General features: G+C 69.4%; 20 protein-coding genes. 3 read left to right on the top strand and 17 right to left on the bottom strand.

Going from position 1 to position 18,137, the window contains the following annotated elements; genetic code table 11:
* Positions 1-85 precede the first annotated feature (85 nt).
* Positions 86-1,105: an aldo/keto reductase gene (locus KWI83_RS37015; RefSeq protein ID WP_218518761.1), complete on the bottom strand. Its 1,020-nt coding sequence runs from the start codon at positions 1,103-1,105 to the stop codon at positions 86-88.
* A 116-nt stretch (positions 1,106-1,221) separates the two neighbouring features.
* Here KWI83_RS37015 and KWI83_RS37010 point away from each other — a divergent pair, with 116 nt between their 5' ends.
* The gene (locus KWI83_RS37010) at positions 1,222-1,815 is read left to right on the top strand and encodes a TetR/AcrR family transcriptional regulator (RefSeq protein WP_218518760.1); all 594 of its coding nucleotides are present in this window, start codon (positions 1,222-1,224) and stop codon (positions 1,813-1,815) included.
* 140 nt (positions 1,816-1,955) lie between these two features.
* On the opposite strand, the gene KWI83_RS37005 is transcribed toward KWI83_RS37010, so the two are convergent.
* The 16 genes from KWI83_RS37005 to KWI83_RS36930 form a co-directional block, all read right to left on the bottom strand.
* A complete protein-coding gene (locus KWI83_RS37005) occupies positions 1,956-2,348 on the bottom strand; it encodes a hypothetical protein (RefSeq protein ID WP_256363347.1) in 393 nt (130 codons plus the stop codon).
* Complete coding sequence (locus tag KWI83_RS37000; RefSeq protein ID WP_218518759.1) at positions 2,345-2,626, bottom strand: Arc family DNA-binding protein; 282 nt, start codon at positions 2,624-2,626, stop codon at positions 2,345-2,347. The genes KWI83_RS37005 and KWI83_RS37000 overlap by 4 nt, the downstream gene beginning before the upstream one ends.
* Positions 2,627-2,659: 33 nt before the next feature.
* Positions 2,660-3,289: an OmpA family protein gene (locus KWI83_RS36995; RefSeq protein ID WP_218518758.1), complete on the bottom strand. Its 630-nt coding sequence runs from the start codon at positions 3,287-3,289 to the stop codon at positions 2,660-2,662.
* An 8-nt stretch (positions 3,290-3,297) separates the two neighbouring features.
* Positions 3,298-3,879: a hypothetical protein gene (locus KWI83_RS36990; protein WP_218518757.1), complete on the bottom strand. Its 582-nt coding sequence runs from the start codon at positions 3,877-3,879 to the stop codon at positions 3,298-3,300.
* 34 nt (positions 3,880-3,913) lie between these two features.
* Positions 3,914-4,510 carry a pilus assembly protein TadG-related protein gene (locus tag KWI83_RS36985; RefSeq protein WP_218518763.1) on the bottom strand — a complete coding sequence of 199 codons (597 nt, stop codon included), beginning with the start codon at positions 4,508-4,510 and terminating at the stop codon, positions 3,914-3,916.
* A complete protein-coding gene (locus KWI83_RS36980; RefSeq protein ID WP_218518756.1) occupies positions 4,510-4,707 on the bottom strand; it encodes a Flp family type IVb pilin in 198 nt (65 codons plus the stop codon). The genes KWI83_RS36985 and KWI83_RS36980 overlap by 1 nt, the downstream gene beginning before the upstream one ends.
* Positions 4,708-4,830: 123 nt before the next feature.
* Complete coding sequence (locus KWI83_RS36975; RefSeq protein ID WP_218518755.1) at positions 4,831-5,577, bottom strand: response regulator transcription factor; 747 nt, start codon at positions 5,575-5,577, stop codon at positions 4,831-4,833.
* Between the two features lie 31 nt (positions 5,578-5,608).
* Entirely contained in the window at positions 5,609-6,799 is a 1,191-nt protein-coding gene (locus KWI83_RS36970; protein WP_218518762.1) for a sensor histidine kinase, read from the bottom strand.
* Positions 6,800-6,984: 185 nt separating this feature from the next.
* Positions 6,985-7,872, bottom strand: a complete 888-nt coding sequence (locus KWI83_RS36965) for a DUF5936 domain-containing protein (protein WP_218518754.1) — start codon at positions 7,870-7,872, stop codon at positions 6,985-6,987.
* Positions 7,873-7,892: 20 nt separating this feature from the next.
* Complete coding sequence (locus tag KWI83_RS36960) at positions 7,893-8,837, bottom strand: type II secretion system F family protein (RefSeq protein WP_218518753.1); 945 nt, start codon at positions 8,835-8,837, stop codon at positions 7,893-7,895.
* Positions 8,838-8,851: 14 nt separating this feature from the next.
* Complete coding sequence (locus tag KWI83_RS36955) at positions 8,852-10,189, bottom strand: CpaF family protein (protein WP_218518752.1); 1,338 nt, start codon at positions 10,187-10,189, stop codon at positions 8,852-8,854.
* Between the two features lie 16 nt (positions 10,190-10,205).
* On the bottom strand, positions 10,206-10,586 hold the full coding sequence (locus tag KWI83_RS36950) for a TadE/TadG family type IV pilus assembly protein (protein WP_218518751.1): 381 nt from the start codon (positions 10,584-10,586) through the stop codon (positions 10,206-10,208).
* A 1-nt stretch (position 10,587) separates the two neighbouring features.
* A complete protein-coding gene (locus tag KWI83_RS36945; protein WP_218518750.1) occupies positions 10,588-10,977 on the bottom strand; it encodes a TadE/TadG family type IV pilus assembly protein in 390 nt (129 codons plus the stop codon).
* Positions 10,974-12,224 (bottom strand): AAA family ATPase, encoded by a 1,251-nt coding sequence (locus KWI83_RS36940; protein WP_218518749.1) that lies wholly within the window; start codon positions 12,222-12,224, stop codon positions 10,974-10,976. Before KWI83_RS36940 ends, KWI83_RS36945 begins: the two co-directional genes overlap by 4 nt.
* Positions 12,225-12,231: 7 nt before the next feature.
* A complete protein-coding gene (cpaB, locus tag KWI83_RS36935) occupies positions 12,232-12,939 on the bottom strand; it encodes a Flp pilus assembly protein CpaB (RefSeq protein WP_218518748.1) in 708 nt (235 codons plus the stop codon).
* Between the two features lie 63 nt (positions 12,940-13,002).
* Complete coding sequence (locus tag KWI83_RS36930) at positions 13,003-13,851, bottom strand: hypothetical protein (protein ID WP_308122383.1); 849 nt, start codon at positions 13,849-13,851, stop codon at positions 13,003-13,005.
* 312 nt (positions 13,852-14,163) lie between these two features.
* Here KWI83_RS36930 and KWI83_RS36925 point away from each other — a divergent pair, with 312 nt between their 5' ends.
* Both KWI83_RS36925 and KWI83_RS36920 read left to right on the top strand, forming a co-directional pair.
* Positions 14,164-15,852, top strand: a complete 1,689-nt coding sequence (locus KWI83_RS36925) for a chitinase (protein WP_218518746.1) — start codon at positions 14,164-14,166, stop codon at positions 15,850-15,852.
* 1,390 nt (positions 15,853-17,242) lie between these two features.
* Positions 17,243-18,137: polysaccharide lyase family 1 protein (locus KWI83_RS36920; protein WP_218518745.1), on the top strand; the 895-nt coding region annotated here is incomplete at its 3' end.

Here is an 18,137-nt window from a genome sequence, read left to right as displayed (position 1 = left end):
CTCATAGTGCAAGGACCCCTAAGGACCGCACCGAAGCGCCTGTCGGACCGGAGGCGCGGCGGGGTGTGGCCGGCGGCCCCCGCTGTCAGGCGGCGGCGCGTTCGGTTGCAGGGCGGCGGCGCAGGTGGGGGTTCTGGATGGCAGGCGGCTGGTAGTCCTGGTCGAGGGCACCGACGTCGGTGCCGGGCGGGACGATCTCGTCGATCCGGTCGAGGAGGTCGTCGCTGAGCGTCACGTCGAAGGCGGCGATGAGATCGTCGAGGTGGGCCATGGTGCGTGCCCCGGCCAGGGCGCTGGTGACACCAGGGTGGGCGATGGTGAAGGCCATGGCGAGGTGGGTCAGTGGCATGCCCGCCTTCTCGGCGAGGGGGATGAGCTGTTCGACGACGTCGATGCGGCGTTCGTCGTTGAGGTGCTTGAAGAAGCCGGCGCGCCTGAGGGTGTTCTCCTGGTTCTTGCGTACGCGGCCGGTGAGCATGCCCTGGGCGAGCGGCCCCCAGACCATGACGCCCATGCCGTGGCGCTGGGCGACGGGCAGGACCTCGCGCTCGACGCTGCGGTTGAGCAGGGAGTAGGGCGGCTGCTCGGTGCGGAGGCGCTCCAGGTTGCGGCGCTCGGCCACCCACTGGGCCTCGACGATCTCGGAGGCGGGGGTGGTGGAGGAGCCGACGGCGCGGACCTTGCCGCTGCGGATGAGGTCGGTGAGCGCGGCGAGGGTCTCCTCGAAGTCGGTGGAGGGGTCCAGGCGCTGGATCTGGTAGATGTCGATGTAGTCGGTCTGCAGGCGGCGCAGGGAGTTCTCGACGGCCTTCATGATCCAGCGGCGCGAGGTGCCGCGCTGATTGGGGTCTTCACCGGCCGGCAGGCCGAACTTCGTCGCCAGGACGACGTTGTCACGGCGGCCCTTGAGGGCCTTGCCGACGACTTCTTCGGAGTCGCCGTAGGCGTCGGCGGTGTCGAGGAGGTTGATCCCGACGTCCAGGGCCTTGTGGATGACGCGCGCCGACTCCGCGGGCTCGTTGCCCATGCGGGTGGCGTACATCAGGGTGCCGAGCGCATAGGGGCTGACCCTGATCCCGGTGCGGCCGAGGGTGCGGTACTTCATGAGAGGTCCTCCAGGTGTCAGCCGGGCACCGAGCGGCACCGTAGACTGAACTAAACGGAAAGTCTTTCCGGAACCACGATACGGAAAGGCTTTCCGGATACGCAACTGGAGTCACTATGCCCGATTCATCCCCAACTGCTGGGGGGCGCCGCCAGCGTGTCGACGCGCAGCGCAACCTCCACGCCCTCATCGAGGCCGCACGATCGGTCTTCGACACCACCGGCGTGGACGCGCCCGCGAAGCAGATCGCCGACCTCGCGGGTGTCGGAGTGGGCACCCTCTACCGGCACTTCCCGCTGCGCTCGGACCTGGTCAAGGCCGTCGTGGAGAGCGCGATCGACGCCATCGCCGACCTGGGGCCCCGGCTCGCCGCCGAGCGCGAGCCGGCAGACGCCCTCATCGAGTGGCTGCACCAGTACGCGGTGTTCCTGCAGAGCAAGCGGGGACTCGCCCCGGCCCTGCACTCCGGCGACCCCGCCTACAACGAACTCCCCGGCTACTTCCTGGACAAGGCCGGACCCGCGCTTGCCGCGCTGCTCGAATCCGCCGTGGCCGCTGGAGTCGCTCGCGACGACGTCAGCGCCCACGACGTGCTCTACGCCATCGCCAACCTGTGCATGCCCGTACCGGTCGAGCGACCCGAATACCAACCCCGGCATATGGTCGCCGTATTCGCCGACGGACTGCTCACGCCAGCAAGGCGGCCATGACAGCCGGACGCAAGGCGATGCGTACGCCCGCACCCTGTTCGCCGCCGCGCTGCCGCCCCTGTCCCCCATGGAGGTCGCCTGCATCGCCGTCGCCGGACAGGAGGACCACCACCTCGCGGCTTCTCTGCTCCGCGAGTTCGTCAGCGATTCAGGTTCATGACCCCGACACCGAGTCCGTCATAGGCCTCGGGCGCGATCGTGGCCACCAATGCCCCCTCGGGGAGCATCGGGTTCGGTCGCGCGACATGTACGGCCGCCGCGACGCCGAAGGGGACTCCGTGACCGCACAGCTCGGCAGTAGTCACAGCCATCGGGAAGTCGTCGTCGACGACGTGCAGAACGTCCAGCAGCACACCGGCGTGGGCAACGATCCCCGCGCGCTCCCGCTCAGCCTCCAAGAGGCACAGGACCGGCAGCCACAGGCGCACGTCGTCGCTGGCCGCCGCGGCATGGATGAGTCCCGAGACCTGTTTGCTTCCCCCCATGGCCAGCAGAGTCGGGCCGTCCAGGACGTAGTGCTCGGTGTGGCTCAACGGGACGACTCCGCCTCCGCGAGAGCGGCCCTGTGGGTGGCGGTGGCTTCCCGCATCTTGCGCCGCATCTCTGCGGACTCCTCATCCGTGACGTAGTGGCCGAACCGCTCGGCAAGAAGGGCACGAGTGCGATCGGCCCGTTCCTTGATCTGCTCGGGAGTCAGAGTCTGAGCGGCTATCTCCTGCATAAGAGCACGCAGGCTGGTCCCACGAGCCTCCGCGACAGCGGCAAGCTGGTCGCGGACTTCGGCAGGCACTCGGATCATGACATCGGACATGCCGAGAGTATACGTCACGTATACGCCGGTGAATCAACCATCTCCGCGAGGGAAGGACACCTCCACCCGGCGGTTCTTCTTGCGGCCGGACTCCGTCGAGTTGTCGGCGATCGGGTACTGCTCGCCGTAGCCGCGTACCTCGAAGGTGATGTCGGGGTCGTTCAGTTCTGAGTCGAGGACGTCGTGTACGGCGTTGGCGCGGCGGCGGGACAGGGCGTCGCCGTGGGCGGAGGATCCGAGGTTGTCGGTGAAGCCGAAGACGCGGATCTTTGTGGCGTTCTGGGTCTTGATCTCCTCGGCGATCGCGGAGATGCGGGCCTTCGCGGCGGCGCTGAGTCTTGCGCTGTCCTTGCCGAAGAGGACTTCTGCCTGGAGGGCGAACTTGACGTCCGCGTTGGTGTCCTCGCGGCGTTCGTCACCGCTCTGCTCTTCCACGACCTGCTTGATGTCCAGGACCTTGGGTTCGGCGAGGGTGGCGCCTTCCGGGAGCTTGAGGTCGGGGTCGTTGGGGTCGACTTCGACGGGGGCGGAGGGGGTGGCTTCGGTGCCCGGGGGGACGCTGGGGCCGTCTTCGGCGTGGGCTGTTGTGGTGGTGTAGAGGGTCGTGGCGAGGAGGAATGTGGCGGTGGTGAGGGTCAGGGGGAGGCGTGAGGTTGCGGTCATCTTTGGCCTCACCCGGAGATTGTGATGGTGGCGCTGGCGAAGGTCGGCAACTGGAAGGTGACTTCAGTGGTGCTGGCAGGCGGAGCCGGGAACTGCATGAAGACAGGGACGGATTCACCGGGCTTCATCGACCCCAGATCCGTAGTCGTCAGCGGACGACCATCGGTGTCGCGCAGCACGTAGTACCGCTTCTTCCCCTCAGAGTCCACCAGCGTGGCCCCGCCCAGCGACCTGCCGTGCTGGATGATCTCGGTCTCATCGCCCCTGAGAGCTGCGGGAACTTGGACCCTCTCGGCCCCATCGTTCTTGAGATCACCGCTTACGGTCAGGAAGCCACCCGAGTCTCTCTCGGCAGTGGTGAGCTTGAGGACAAGACCCTCTTTACCCTTCAGTTCCGCCAAGGACTCTTCCGACTCGCCTTCCTGAGTGTCCGCCGCAGACCCACTGCCCTTGGAAGCTGACGCCAAGTTGTCCGGCTTGTCGTCTTCGCTGCCACCGCCGCCACAGCCGGCCACACCGAGGGCCAGACCGGCCGCAACGCTCAATGCGACCATCCCTCTGCGGGCCTTCGTAGTGAACCGAACACTCATGCCTCTGCTTCCTTCATCACTCGTCATTCGCTTGTTAGTCGGCCAGATGGACGTCGAAGAGGTCCTCGGGCGCCGGCAGGATCTCTAGGTGCTCCGGGTTCAGTTCCCAGTCCTTGTCCTTGCAGGTGAGCTTCGGCAGGACCTCGTCCCCTGCATCCTCGCCCAGGAGTTCGAACGTGCAACGGGGCTCGACGACGGCAACGGCGTGTGCCGTGGCGTGCATGCCCTCCGTACCGGGCACGATGGTGTCCCCCACGGGCTCGTCGGTCTTGACGTCGACCCTGTAGCCCAGGAGGCCCTGCCCCTCACAACCCTCCATGTGAGCCTCGTTCTGTGCCGCGAGTTGACGCGCGCGTTCACATGGGTCGTCGAGTAGTTCCACGTCACCGTCGAAGATGCCCTGCCATGAAGTCGGGTCCAGCATCTTCTCGAGCCACTCGCCCGCGAGCTGATCCCGGAGATCCTGGGCTGCTGCGAGCGCCGCGGCGTCCGCCGCTGTCTGAGCCTCGTTACGAGTCGCCGCGGCCTGGCCGACCGCAAGGTACGCGAACGCGAGAAAGAGCAGGCCCGCCACCGCCGTGATGTAGATGGGAAAGGCCTGCCCTGTGTCGTCGTACTTGCGAAGCCGGATCAGCCGCCGGTCACCTCGGTGATCTTGTCGCTGATCGCATCGAAGATCGCCTCGCCGATATCCGTCCCCGTAATCGCCAACACAATCGCCACCACCACCGCAATGATCCCCAAATACTCCACCGCCGTCTGCCCCTCGTCGTTGCGGGCAGTGCGGGTGCGGAGGTACGTGAGCGTGGTGGTCATCCAGTTGTTCATGGCGTTCCCCTCCGGGTGGCTCGGCTTCGGTGCCGCGAGGGTACGGCGGAACACGCACGTCTGCCGAGGGCCCCAGGGCCCAATCACGGGCCCAATCACGCGCTGACGGACGGGACATCGCGGTCACCCCAACCCCAGCCACTTCGCCGTGGCTTCCGAGCGGCTCGTGCTGTGGAGCTTGGCGAAGATGCGGTTGATGTGGTTCTTGACCGTCTTCTCGCTGATGAAGCACGTGGCGGCGATGTGCTGGTTGTTCATGCCGGATGCGATGAGGTCCATGATCTCCGCCTCCCTCGCGCTGAGTTGGAACCGCGACCGGTATGACGACGACTGTGCCACAGCCGGTTGCACCTGCGAAAGGTTTTCCGGAGAAATAGGCGGTGGCGGGATGCGCCCCACGGGGATCCCCTGTGTTGAGGTCGGGAGTTGGGGGTTTGCAGTTGCATTTGATGTGCCTCTGAGCTGGGCGAGGAGCGCCCCTGCCGCCGTCGGGGTGAAGTGGGGCCTGCCCTGTGTGATGTCCCGTACCGCCGTCACCAGTTGGTCCGCCGTGAACTCGCCGTGGACCAGGTAGCCGTCCGCCCCTCGCCGCAGCGCCTCCTCGACGATCTCCGACTCGCGGCTGTAGGTCAGCATGACGACGGGGGCCAGTGGTACGAGGTACGGGAGCGCCGAGATGCCGTCCACGCCCGGCATGCGGACGTCCAGGAGGATCACGTCGGGGCGGTGGGCCCTGGCCGCGTCGTACGCCTCTCGGCCGTCCGCCGCCTCCGCCACGACCGTGATGTCCTCACGGCCCGAGAGGAGCGCGGTGAGGCCCGCGCGGACCACGGGGTTGTCGTCGGCCACGACCACACGCAGGGATGTCATCGTTCGGCCTCCTCTCAGGTGGCTCCAGGGGTCAGGACGGGCGGGTGTGCAGGGCCGCCAGCGGGAGTTCCAGGCGTACTTCCGTGCCTTTGGGGTGGTTGCCTCGGCCTATGCGGATGCGGGCGCCCACCGAGGCGGCGCGTTCGACCATGCCGACCAGGCCGAAGTGGCCGGTTCGGCGGAGTTGTTCGAGGGTGGTTCCGGGAGGGAGGCCGCGGCCGTCGTCGTGGACGCTGAGGACGAGCAGGTCGCCGTGGATGCCCGCCGTCACGTCGATCCGGGTCGGGCCTGCGTGGCGGTGGGCGTTTTCCATGGCCTCCGCCGCGATGGTGAGGAACTGGCGGGCCACGGCCGGGGGGATGCGGGGTACTGCTGTGTCGCCGGTGGGGCGGCAGGTGGTGGGGACGCCGGTGCGGGTGGTGAAGTCGGTGGTGCGGGCCGCCAGTTCCGCGAGCAGGTCCGTGCCGTGCGCCGGGTCCGATTCTCGGCGTAGGTCCGTGAGGAGTTCCCGGGATTCCGCCGCGGCTCGGCGGGCCGAGCGGGCCACCAGCTCCGCCCGGTGCCTGAGCAGGGGTGGGTTCAGCTTGTCGGCCGAGTTCGCCAGGCCGTCCGCCGCCAGGGCCACGCCGTGCAGGGTCTTGGCCACCGAGTCGTGCAGTTCGCGGGCCAGGCGGGCGCGTTCGGCCGCCACCGCCTCCGTGACGGCCAGGCGGGCCTGGACCGCCGTCAGGGCGTGGGTGGCTTCGCCGAAGCGGAGCATGAGGTTGCGCAGGGTGGAGCCGAGGGCGCCCGTGATCACGCAGAGGCCGGGGAGGAGGAGGGTTTCGGCGGGGGTCGCGTCGGGGGTTGTCGTGAGGGTGGCGTGGACCAGGAGGAGGATCAGGGACTGGAGGGAGGCGAAGACCGCGGCGCCTCGCCAGCTGTAGACGACGCCGGCGAGGAGGGGGGTGCAGACGCTGACGTAGGCGAGGGTGCTGTCGGGGCCCGCGGAGATGAGGGGGAGGGAGCCTACGAGGGTGTCCAGGGCCAGGAGGGTGGGGTGGCGCAGGAGTAAGGGGCCGAAGCGTTCCCAGTCCCGGAAGAGGACGTAGGAGGCCATGAAGGTGACGACGACTGCCGCGCCGACCAGGCGTACGCCCAGGCCTGGTGAGGCGTTGAGGAGGGCTGCGGGGGCGGCCAGGGCGATCATGGCCAGGCGGAAGCCGAAGACCTGGCGGCACATGGCTTGCAGGGCGTTGAGCTGGAGGGTCAGTGCGGGTGCGGGTGCGGGTGGCCCCTGTGCGGGCTCAGCGCCATCGGCGGCCTTCCGTTCACGCGCCGTGATCAGGCCCGGCACCTCCCTCGGGAGCACCACACCCTCCACCCGCACCCGCCCCACCGGCGGCGTCGGTGTGATCGTCATCGCCGTCACTCACCCGTGAGCGTGCCGAAGTCCGTCCCCGACCCCAGCAACAACCCCGCCCCGAGCAGCAGCATCGTCGCCGGCACCATGAACGTCGTGATCATCATCGTGGCCTTGGGCACGGCCCGTGCCGCCTTGCGCCGCGCGTTCTGCGCGTCCGTGCGGCGCATGTCCTTCGCCAGCGACACCAGCGTGTCCACGATCGGCGCCCCCAGCTCCTCCCCCTGCTGCAACGCCGTCACGAACATCGCGACCTGCTCGGAGTCGTTGCGTCGCCGCAGTTCCGCGAAGGCCTGGCGGCGGCTCATGCCGAGGTCCATCTGGCGCAGGGTGATACGGATCTCGTCGGCCCAGGGGCCCTCGTAGCGCGAGGCGACCCGGTCCAGGGCCTGGCGGAAGCCGAGGCCCGCGCTGACCACGACCGCGAGGACGTCGAGGAAGTCCGGCAGGGTCCGCTCGATCACGTCCTTGCGGACCCGGATCGCCGACCAGATCCCCACCTCCGTCCAGAACGCGCCGAAGGCGAACAGCAGCAGGGCCATCACCACGTTGCCCTGCACCAGGAACAGCAGGCCGCCGACGCCGCCCAGGAAGCCGTACACCGCCCTGCGCGCCGCGTAGCGGTCGATGGTCAGGCCGCCGGGGTTGCCCGCCAGGTCGATCCTGCGGCGGTACTTGGCGACCTGCTTGGGGCCCATCAGACGCAGTACGGCGGGGGCGTACCGCATGCCCAGCCGGTCGACCAGCGAGTCCACCGCGCCTGTGCGGGTCGAGCCGACCTCCAGGGCGAGGACGAGGTCGCCGGGCAGTTTCGCCTCCGCCCGGTACATCCGGATCCCGGCGAAGATCCCGCAGACGCCCACCGCCATCAGCAGTGCCAGCAGAAGTGCCATGCCGCTTCCCACTCCCTTCCTCAGACGTCGATGCGGGACAGACGGCGGATCATCACGAAGCCGACGGCGTACAGCGCGAACGCGGTGATCACGCAGGCCTGGCCGATCGGGGAGCCCGTCATCCGGTCCAGGGCGCCGTCCTTGACGCCGTTCATGAGGAAGAGCGAGCCCACGCCCATGACCGGGACCGCGTACGACGTCATGCTCACCTGCGAGAGCTGGGTGCGGATCTCGCGGCGGGTCTCCTTCCGCTCCTCAAGCGTCTCCGTGAGGTTGCGCAGCGCGCTGACCAGCTGGCCGCCGGCCCGGTTCGACAGCACCAGCGTGGTGACCAGGACCACCAGCTCGCGGGACGGCAGCCGGTCGGCCATCTCCCCCAGCGCCTCGTCCATCGACGCGCCCACCGCCAGCTGGTTGGCCACCTTGGCCAGTTCCTCGCCCGCGGGAGCCTCCAGCTCCTCCGCGGCCATGCTGATCGCGGTGCGCAGGGCGAGGCCTGCCTGGGTGGCGTTGGCCAGGATGCGGGCCAGTTCGGGGAGTTGGTTGATGAACTTCTCGATGCGTTTCTGGCGCTGCCAGTTGAGGAACTGGATCGCCACCCAGACGCCCAGCAGCCCGGCGATCGGGCCGAAGAAGGGGGCGAGGGTGGCCTGGCCGATCAGCCACAGCCCGGCGACCGCGGCGAGCATCGCGACGAAGAACTCGCCGGGGGTCACGTCCAGGCCCGTCGCCAGTAGTCGCAGCTCCAGTTTCCGGCCCAGTTGCGTACGGCGCAGGCGGCGGTCCAGATTGCGGAACCGGCGTCGGCGGCCGACCGGCTGGACCTGGCCGGTGGACGACAGGCGCTCCACGAGGGCCTGGCGCTGGGCTCTGCCCATGGCGTAGGCGTGCAGACCGGCCACGGCGAGGACGCAGGTCAGCAGGGTGACACCGGTGGTGAGGGAGACGAGGGTCTTCAGTTCCATGGGTCGGCTCCTGCCTACCTGGCTTCTCGGGTGGCCAGTTGCTGCGCGGACTGGGCGACGCCGAACACCTGGGGGATGGGCTGGCTCGCCATGTAGAGGCGGTCGGCGGTGCGGCGGGTGAGCGGGAAGTACTCGAAGCTGCCGTGGATCCGGCCGTCGGCGGCCATCGGCAGGGCGTTGTAGCGGGCGACCGTGGCCAGCCGGTAGGGCTCGCCGCCATGGCTGTCGAGGAGCGCGATCTCGGTGACCCGGCGGGCCCCGTCGGCGAACCGGGTGAGCTGCACGATCACATCGACCGCGCTGTTGATCTGGTCGTGCAGCGCCGCGAAGGGCACCTCCACGTCGGACATGGAGGCCAGGGTCTGCAACCGCATCAGCGCGTCCTCCGCGCTGTTGGCGTGGACGGTGGCCAGCGAGCCGTCGTGGCCGGTCGACATGGCCTGGAGCATGTCCAGCGACTCACCGCCACGGACCTCACCGACGACGATCCGGTCGGGGCGCATGCGCAGCGAGTTGCGGACCAGGTCGCGGATGGTCACCTGGCCCTGGCCCTCGACGTTGGGGGGCCGGGACTCCAGCCGGACCACGTGGTGCTGCTGGAGCTGGAGTTCCGCCGAGTCCTCGATGGTGATGATCCGCTCGCTTTCGGGGATCAGCCCGGACAGCGCGTTCAGCAGCGTCGTCTTGCCGGTGCCGGTGGCGCCGGAGACGATGATGTTGAACCGCGCCTGCACCAGCCCCGCCAGCAGATACACCATCGGTTCGTCCAGCGAGCCGAACTGGATCAGCTCCTGGAGCGTGAAGGAGCGCGGGAAGCGGCGGATGGTGAGTGTGGGGCCGGTCAGGGACAGCGGCGGGATGATGACGTTGACGCGCTCGCCGGACGGCAGGCGGGCGTCGACCATCGGGTTGGACTCGTCCACGCGGCGGTTGACCGTGGAGACGATCCGCTCGATGGTCTGCATCAGCTGGTCGTTCGAGGCGAAGCGGAGCGGCAGTTGCTCCACCCGGCCGCCGCGCTCGACGAAGATCGCGTCGGGGCCGTTCACCATGATCTCGGTGATCGACGCGTCCTCGAGGAGCGGCTCGAGAATCCCCAGGCCCAGCGCCTCGTCGACCACCCGCCGGATCAGCTGCGACCGCTCGACCGTCGACAGCACCGGGCCCTCACGGCTGATGATGTGCCCCAGTACCCGCTCCAGCCGCGCCCTGCGCTCGGCCGCCGCGAGCGAACCCATCTCCGCGAGGTCGATCTCCTCCAGCAGCTTGGCCCGGTACGAGGCGACCAGGTGCCCGTCCTCGCCCCGGTTGCCGTTCTCCTCGGGGGAGTTGATCCGTGCCCGCAGACTCATCGCCCGTACTCCCTGCTCAGCGGTCCATCGGCATGGTGGCGGTCTTGCGGGCGGGCCCGAAGTCCCAGCCGGGGACGATCGACGGGATGTCGATCGTGGCGGTGACCTCGACCTCGTCGCCCAGATCCGCCCTCGTGCAGGCGGCGTCCAGCCAGGAGCTGACCGCGTTCTGGCAGTCCTGCGCGTAGGGCCCGTCGAGGGAGGCGCTGCGCGCGCCGGTGCGGGCGGCCGTACCGGCCTGCTGTGCGGCGTAGGTGATCAGGCCGATCTGTACGGCGGCCATGGCGACCAGGATCAGGATGGGGACGAACCCCAGGTATTCGAGGGCGACTTGCCCGCGGTCGCCGCCTTTGCGGTCGTACGCCGTCCCAGTCCGGCCCTTACGGTCGTACGCCATCTCAGTCCGCCTCTTCCACTACGGCCCCCGCGTGGCCGACGACGCCCGGGAACGGGAAGCCGACCGAGCCGGGGAAGAGCACCGGCACCTCCAGACGCACGTCGGCCGTGACCAGGCCGCCGCTCTCGCCGCAGGTCACCTGGGCACCCCCCTCCCACGCGGACGGCAGATGCCGTACGCCCGCCTCCTGGCAGGCCGCCTGGCGGTCCTGCGCCGCCGTGGCCGCCCGTACCGCCTCGTCCGCAGCGTTCCCCGCGAGCGCGTAGGTGTATCCCACGAGCACGAACTGCCACAGCAGCACCAGCGTCAGGATGATGAGCGGTGTCATCCCGAGGAACTCGATGGTGACCTGCCCCCGGTCGCGGTCCCGGCCCCGAATGGTCGTCCTCATCCGTCCCTCCGCCGCAGGAAGCCCACCGATCCGCGATCGCCGCGCAGCCCCCGGCCGCCCTTCCGGTCGCCCACCGGCGCCTTGACCAGCCCCAGCTCCGCCGCGAGCGCCCACAGGGCCTGCTTCACCACGCTCCTGCTGTCCAGTTCGTGGACGCGTCCGGCGTCCACGACCCCTTGGAGTTCCTTGAAGTTGGCGGGGACGGCCGTCGCGGCGACCGACGTGCCGGTGATCTTCTGGATGAGCGGCGGCTGGATCTCCGTAGCGCGGGTGTGCCGGTTGACGACGACCGTGGTCTCCTCGGCCTTGCGGATCTGCAGCCGGTCCCACATCCGTACCGTCCGCTTGGCACCCCGGACCGCGACCACGTCGGGCGTGGTGATGAGCAGGGCGGTGTCGGCCATCTCCACGGCCGCCGCGCCGGCGCCGCTCAGCTGGGCGCCGCAGTCGATGACGACGGTCTCGTAGCGGGAGCGCAGGGCGCTGACGATCTGCCGGGCGGCGCGGTCGGTGACCTCCTCGCCGCGTTCGCCCTCGCCGGGGGCGAGCAGCAGGGCGACGCCGGTGTCGTGCCGGAAGACGGCGTCGGCGAGGACACGCGGCGAGATGTCGGTGATGGCGGCGAGGTCGGCGACGGAGCGGCGGAACTGCACGTCCAGATACGACGCGACGTCCCCGGTCTGGAGGTCCATGTCGACCAGTACGGTGGAGCGGCCCGAGGTCTGGGAGGCGAGGGCCAGTTGGATGGCGGCCAGGGTCGCCCCGACGCCGCCCTTGGCGCCGCTGACCGTGACGACGGTGCCGCCGACGCCGGTGAAGACGTCCCCGCCGTGGCCCAGGTGCCGCCGTACCCCCACCGACCACTGGGCGACCGCCTGCACGCGGTTGGCCAGTTCCTCGTACGACAGCGGCAGGGCGACCAGCCCGCGCGCGCCGGAGTCCATGGCGGCCTGGAAGAGGCCGGGGCTCGCATCGGAGGTGACGAGGATGACGCCGACCGCCGGGAAGCGGAGCGCCACCTCGCGGATCAGCTCCAGGGCCGGGACGGGGCCGATGCGCTCGTGGACGACGACGACCTCGGGCAGTTCGTCGACGGACTCGGCGGCCAGCCGGGCGAGGGTGTCGATGAGCTGGGTGGAGTCGACGACCGGGGTGACCGGTTCGGCGTCCGGGAGCTGGCTGAGCAGGGTCGTGACCGAGCGGACCGCGTCCGCGTCGCCGACGGCCGGCAGGATCCTCGTGGGCATACGGGCCTCACTTGTCCTTCGCGAGTTCGTAGGTGCGGTCCTCGGCGGGGACGGTGGTGTCGCCGCCGGGCGCGACCAGGGCGAGGCGGACGCGCTCGGCGAACGACTCGGCGTACGTGAGGCGCTGGGCGTCGAGGGTGGACAGCGCGAAGGTGATGGGCACGGCGTCGGTGGCGCGCCGGGTGCGGTCGTCCGCGTCGGGTTCCAGGGCGGTGAGCTCGCCGACGTCGATCACCTGGGCGTTGGTTACGATGATCTTCGACTGGGCGGGGTCACCCTCTCGCTCACCCGCGAAGGTGGCGTACACGTTGACCGTGGCTCCCGGCGTGATCTTGCCGGCCACTCCGGTCGCCGCGTCGATCATGATGGCGACCTCCTGCTGCCCGGGCCGCAGAGCGGGCTGGTTCACGATCATGTCGCTCTGCAGCAGGGAGCCCTCGCGCAGGGTGGTGACGGCGATCTTGCCCCGGATCTGCCGCAGATCGGTGACCGCGTTCTTGGACAGCCAGCGCTCGGGCATCCTGATCTGCTCGAACTTGTCCGCCGTGAGGGCGGTATAGGGTGCCACGTTGGCCTTCAGCCGGTACGCGGTGACCTCGGGGCCGACCTTGGACTGCACGTCGTTGATGACGGAGAGCACGCCCGCGAACGCGCCGAGGGCGCAGAGGACGGACAGGAGCAGGAGTATCACGCCGCGGCGCTGACGGGAGTTCATGAAGCGTGCAACCTCATTGGGGGGTGGGGTCGAGCGGGTCTGGGGTCTGGTCGGGGCAGCGGGTCACCCCGCCGGGAGCTGGAGCTGGTTCTCGTACGACGGTGCCGTCGCGGAGCAGAAGACGCACCGGTCGCCTATGACGTCGATGCCGCACCAGTGGCAGCTGCTCCGGCGTACCGAGCCGACCAGCTGGTAGAGCACCGACAGGTCGGGCAGATAGGTGCAGAACTCGATCAGTTTGCCGGTCCCCCACCAGTCGGTGGACTCGGCGGGCAGCTGGGCCTCGCGCAGGCCCTGCACGCGCCAGGCGGGGGCCAGCGCGGTGGTGACCCAGTCGGACTGGAGCTGTCCCCGGGCGAGCAGCATGCAGGTGCCGAACTCCGGTCCCGCGAGTCGGGCCTCGGGGCCGATCCGGACCAGTTGCGGCTCGGGATGGGCGATCACTCCGAACTGGCTGCCCGGGACCCAGGACTTGGCGTGCGACTTCAGGCCGACGGGGACGCGGTCGAGCCGGGCGACGGAACCGAGGAGTGCTCCGGCGTGGATGTAGTGGGTGAGCAGCCGGCCCGCCGAGGCGAGGACGCCCGGCCCGAGGTCGCAGGAGGCGAGCTGTCTCAACTGGCGGGCCAGGACGGCGAGCCCGAGCGGCGGCAGTTCGGGGCGGAACAGGGCGATCCGGTCGCTCTCCAGGAGGGAGCGGACGGTGTGCAGCCGCCGCTCCACTCCCACCGGAACGGCCCGCGAGCAGACGACGATCACATGTCCGTGCGTCTCGATCAGGCTCTGCGTCTCGACGAGCACCTGCTCCAGCGGGCGTCTGTCCACGTCGTGCAGGACGACCGCGGGCAGGGTCCGTTCGTCCTGCGGCGGCAGCGCCATGTCGGCGCTGGTCACGGCAATGGCAGTTGGCACGCGCAGCTCCCCGTTTCCCACCCAAGTCCGGCCCGCCGGCGCAACGCTCGTACACCGGGACGACTTCACTGCGTGACTACCTGAGCACTGTAACCACGCCTCCGTGACCGGAGAACAGCGTTTCCGTAGCCGGACGGCAACTCTCCTTGCACAAGACACGTCAAATCGGGGCAGGGGGAGCATCCCGGCCGAACCCAAAAGAGTGCGGCGCCCGGCGGACGGCTGACGCCTGCCGAATGGGCCTGGACCTCTTGACAGTTGAATTGGTCTGGACCAACTTGGGAGGCCTCCTCTCCCCCACCGGAGGCCTCAGTGGACCGCAGACGCAGACGTACCCGCATCTGGTCGGGAGCGGTGACCGCCGCCCTCGCGCTCACCGTGTCGGTGAGCGGCCAGGCATCCGCCGCGGAAATCAACAACGCCAAGAACGCCGGCTTCGAGTCGGGCCTGAGCAACTGGACCTGCTCGGCGGGCAGCGGTACGACGGTCTCCTCGCCGGTGCACGCCGGGTCGGCCGCGCTGAAGGCGACGCCGGCCGGGCAGGACAACGCGCGCTGCACACAGACGGTGGCGGTGCAGCCCGACGCGACGTACACGCTGAGCGCGTGGGTGCAGGGCGGCTACGCCTACCTGGGCGCGACGGGCACGGGCACGACGGACGTCTCGACGTGGACCCCCGACTCGTCCTCGTGGAAGAAGCTGTCGACGACCTTCACCACGGGCTCCTCGACGCGCTCGGTGACGATCCACACGCACGGCTGGTACGGCCAGGCGGCGTACTACGCGGACGACGTCTCGGTGTTCGGCCCCGACGGCGGCGGAGGCGGCGACCCGGCACCCACGATCCCGGGCGCGCCGAGCGGCCTGTCCGTGTCGGGGACGACATCCTCCTCCGTGTCCCTGTCCTGGAACACGGTCTCGGGCGCGACGGGCTACCACGTCTACCGCGACGGTACGAAGGTGACGGCGGTGACCGGCACGTCGGCGACCGTGACCGGCCTCGCGGCGTCGACGTCGTACAGCTTCCAGGTCACGGCGACCAACGCGGCGGGTGAGTCACCGAAGTCGGCGGCGGTGACGGGGACGACGGCGCCGACGGGCGGCGGCGGCTCCGATCTCCCCCGGCACGCGGTGACCGGCTACTGGCAGAACTTCAACAACGGGGCGACCGTGCAGCGGCTGTCGGACGTGCCGGGCCACTACGACATCATCGCGGTGGCGTTCGCGGACGCCACGGCGACGCCGGGGGCCGTGACGTTCAACCTGGACTCGGCGGGGCTGGGCGGCTACACGGTGGACCAGTTCAAGGCCGACATCAGGGCGAAGCAGGCCGCCGGGAAGAAGGTCATCATCTCGGTGGGCGGCGAGCTGGGCCGCGTATCGGTGAACGACTCCACGTCGGCGACGCACTTCGCGAACTCGGTGTACTCACTGATGCGGACGTACGGCTTCGACGGCGTGGACATCGACCTGGAGAACGGTCTCAACGCGACGTACATGACGCAGGCGCTGCGCTCGCTGTCGGCGAAGGCGGGCCCGTCGATGGTGCTCACGATGGCCCCGCAGACGCTCGACATGCAGTCGACGTCGAACGCGTACTTCCGGACGGCGCTGAACGTGAAGGACATCCTCACGGTCGTCAACATGCAGTACTACAACAGCGGCTCCATGCTGGGCTGCGACGGCAAGGTCTACAGCCAGGGCTCGGTGGACTTCCTCACCGCCCTGGCCTGCATCCAGCTGGAGAACGGCCTCGCCCCGTCCCAGGTGGGCCTGGGCCTCCCGGCGTCGACGCGGGCGGCGGGCAGCGGGTACGTCTCACCGACGGTGGTGAACAACGCCCTGGACTGCCTGACCCGCGCGACGAACTGCGGCTCCTTCAAGCCACCGCGGACGTATCCGGACCTGCGCGGGGCGATGACGTGGTCGACGAACTGGGACGCGGCGAGCGGTAACGCCTGGTCGAACGCGGTGGGGCCGCATGTGGAGGGGCTGCCGTAGGCCTTGGAGGTTCTTGGCGCCGGCCGTGGGTGATGGGACGCGGCCGGCGCTGTCACATCGACCTCGGGGCCGAGGCCAGAGGTCGCCTAGGTGGCTGAGTAGCCGACGGGGGTGGACGGGCGCGTCAGCGCCTCGCACGCGCGCCGGGTGGGCCAAGCGCAGTGCTCCCATGCGGTCGCATCCATCCCGCTGAGCCCTCCCCCTACGGTGATTGGGGCCTTTGGGTCACCGCCCGTCCTGACCAAGCCCGGCCCTCCGCACCGACGAGTGCCCCAAACGCTCCCATCACCGATGCCTGCGCCGCCCCACCCACAACCCGCAGGAAGGACGCTCAGCCGACCCGGCGTACCGCCACCAGAGACCGCACCCACCCACTCACCACAAGCCGCCAAGCCCACCCGGCGCACCCCGCCCACGGAGCGCACCCCGCCCACCTACCGAACGCCGCCAAGCCCACCCGGCGCACCCCCACCCTGCTGGCGCACGCCACCCACCGGCCGCGAGCCGCCAAGCCCACCCGGCGTCCATGGGAGGCGAGACCGCGACGGCCCACTCCGGCCCACCCCACAGCCACGCCCCCGCCGACTCCGCTCGGCCACCCGCCCTTCCGGGCCGCCCGCTCGCTTCTCTCCCGTGCTGGAACGGGCCGGACAAGGGGCGGCCGGAGGCCGATCGGCGAAGCCGACGCGAAGCGCCCCTGAGGCGGGCCGTGGAAGCACGACACTGGCAAAGAAGCGGGCGGCCCCGGCGGTCACTTGGTGGCGTACGTTGCCGTTCCCGACCTCGGCAGAGTCGCCCGCCTTCGGGTTCACCGCCTGGTTCTCGGGAGTCGCCGAAGCCCCGGTCGCCGTCGCACCGATCGGCAGCCGCAGGGAGAACCTTGCCCTGTGAGTTGTTGTGTCGTGGTGCGGTTTGTGAGAAGGGGCGTGCGGTGCTCGTCGCAGACCGCGACGGCAGGACGCCGCGGATTGGCTGGCGGGCGTCGGTCGTTCTGACTCGTTGGATGCGGCCGGGCGGCACCGCGCGGCGCCAATGCGGCGGCTGAGCGTAGGCCGGACGCCCTCGCCTCCCCTCGCGGATGTTCGTATTTGTGAATAAGAATCAAGTACAGGTTCATTGACGCCTTCTCGGCAAGCGCTTACTTTCCGAGGAAAGCGCTTTCCCGCAGTGCGGTGTCCGGGTCCTCGGGGCCATATGCCCCTCGAAGCAACCGCGTAGGCGCCGCTGGAAAGAACGCGCCGGAGCACACCGATCCACAACGAGAGGAGCACTCACTTCTGAGCCGGTCGGCGATCCGTCAGCGGCAGGCCGGCGACCTCGACGGTCTGCCGGAACAACCACGGCATGGAGCGGCACCACTCAGCGTTCGAAGACGAATGGGGAAACGAGGATGAGACGACCAGTCGGACTGCGACTCCGCGCAGTCCTGACCACGATGGCCCTCACGGCCACGACCGGTTGGATCCTGTCGATGCCCACGGCGTCGGCAGCGACCGGCAGCGCCACCGGCTACGCGGCCCAGAACGGCGGTACCACCGGCGGAGCGGGCGGGCAGACCGTACGGGCCACCACCGGAACCGAGATCAACGAGGCCCTGTGCAACCGGGCCAGCACCGATACCCCGGTCATCATCGAGGTGGAAGGGACCATCAACCACGGCAATACCAGCGACGTGTCGGGCGACAGCTGCGACGTCACCGACGACCTGATCGACCTCAAGAAGGTCAGCAACGTCACGATCGTCGGGGTCGGCCGTGGAGCCGTCTTCGACCAGCTCGGCATCCACATCCGTGAATCCCGCAACATCATCATCCAGAACGTGACCGTCCGGAACGTCAAGAAGTCGGGCTCACCGACCTCCAACGGCGGCGACGCCATCAGCATGGAGAGCAACGTCCGCAACGTCTGGGTGGACCACACCACACTGGAGGCGTCGGGCGGGGAGTCGGAGGGCTTCGACGGCCTCTTCGACATGAAGAACAACACCCAGTACGTGACCCTGTCCTACAGCATCCTGCGCAACTCCGAGCGCGGCGGTCTCATCGGATCCAGTGAAAGCGACCGGTCGAACAGCTTCATCACGTTCCACAACAACCTGTACTCGAACCTCAACTCCCGCACACCCCTGCTGCGCGGCGGCACAGCCCACATGTTCAACAACCACTACGTGGGCCTCGTCGAGTCCGGCATCAACTCCCGCGCCGGGGCACGCGCCAAGGTCGAGAACAACTACTTCGAGGACTCCAAGGACGTCCTCGGCACCTTCTACACCGACGAGGCCGGCT

Origin of the sequence: Streptomyces sp. TRM70350 (genome assembly GCF_019219825.1) — a bacterium.
Lineage (GTDB): Bacteria > Actinomycetota > Actinomycetes > Streptomycetales > Streptomycetaceae > Streptomyces.
This window is presented reverse-complemented; position numbering and strand designations above follow the sequence as displayed.

Excerpts from the sequence above, each read along its gene's own strand:
- KWI83_RS36975 (WP_218518755.1), bottom strand. The coding sequence starts at position 5,577 with ATGACATCCCTGCGTGTGGTCGTGGCCGACGACAACCCCGTGGTCCGC.
- KWI83_RS36970 (WP_218518762.1), bottom strand. The coding sequence starts at position 6,799 with ATGTGCCGCCAGGTCTTCGGCTTCCGCCTGGCCATGATCGCCCTGGCC.
- KWI83_RS36950 (WP_218518751.1), bottom strand. The coding sequence starts at position 10,586 with ATGGCGTACGACCGTAAGGGCCGGACTGGGACGGCGTACGACCGCAAA.
- KWI83_RS37010 (WP_218518760.1), top strand. The coding sequence starts at position 1,222 with ATGCCCGATTCATCCCCAACTGCTGGGGGGCGCCGCCAGCGTGTCGAC.
- KWI83_RS36980 (WP_218518756.1), bottom strand. The coding sequence starts at position 4,707 with ATGAACAACTGGATGACCACCACGCTCACGTACCTCCGCACCCGCACT.
- KWI83_RS36990 (WP_218518757.1), bottom strand. The coding sequence starts at position 3,879 with ATGAGTGTTCGGTTCACTACGAAGGCCCGCAGAGGGATGGTCGCATTG.
- KWI83_RS36940 (WP_218518749.1), bottom strand. The coding sequence starts at position 12,224 with ATGCCCACGAGGATCCTGCCGGCCGTCGGCGACGCGGACGCGGTCCGC.
- KWI83_RS37000 (WP_218518759.1), bottom strand. The coding sequence starts at position 2,626 with ATGTCCGATGTCATGATCCGAGTGCCTGCCGAAGTCCGCGACCAGCTT.
- KWI83_RS37015 (WP_218518761.1), bottom strand. The coding sequence starts at position 1,105 with ATGAAGTACCGCACCCTCGGCCGCACCGGGATCAGGGTCAGCCCCTAT.
- KWI83_RS36960 (WP_218518753.1), bottom strand. The coding sequence starts at position 8,837 with ATGGAACTGAAGACCCTCGTCTCCCTCACCACCGGTGTCACCCTGCTG.
- KWI83_RS36995 (WP_218518758.1), bottom strand. The coding sequence starts at position 3,289 with ATGACCGCAACCTCACGCCTCCCCCTGACCCTCACCACCGCCACATTC.
- KWI83_RS36945 (WP_218518750.1), bottom strand. The coding sequence starts at position 10,977 with ATGAGGACGACCATTCGGGGCCGGGACCGCGACCGGGGGCAGGTCACC.
- cpaB (WP_218518748.1), bottom strand. The coding sequence starts at position 12,939 with ATGAACTCCCGTCAGCGCCGCGGCGTGATACTCCTGCTCCTGTCCGTC.
- KWI83_RS36965 (WP_218518754.1), bottom strand. The coding sequence starts at position 7,872 with ATGGCACTTCTGCTGGCACTGCTGATGGCGGTGGGCGTCTGCGGGATC.
- KWI83_RS36955 (WP_218518752.1), bottom strand. The coding sequence starts at position 10,189 with ATGAGTCTGCGGGCACGGATCAACTCCCCCGAGGAGAACGGCAACCGG.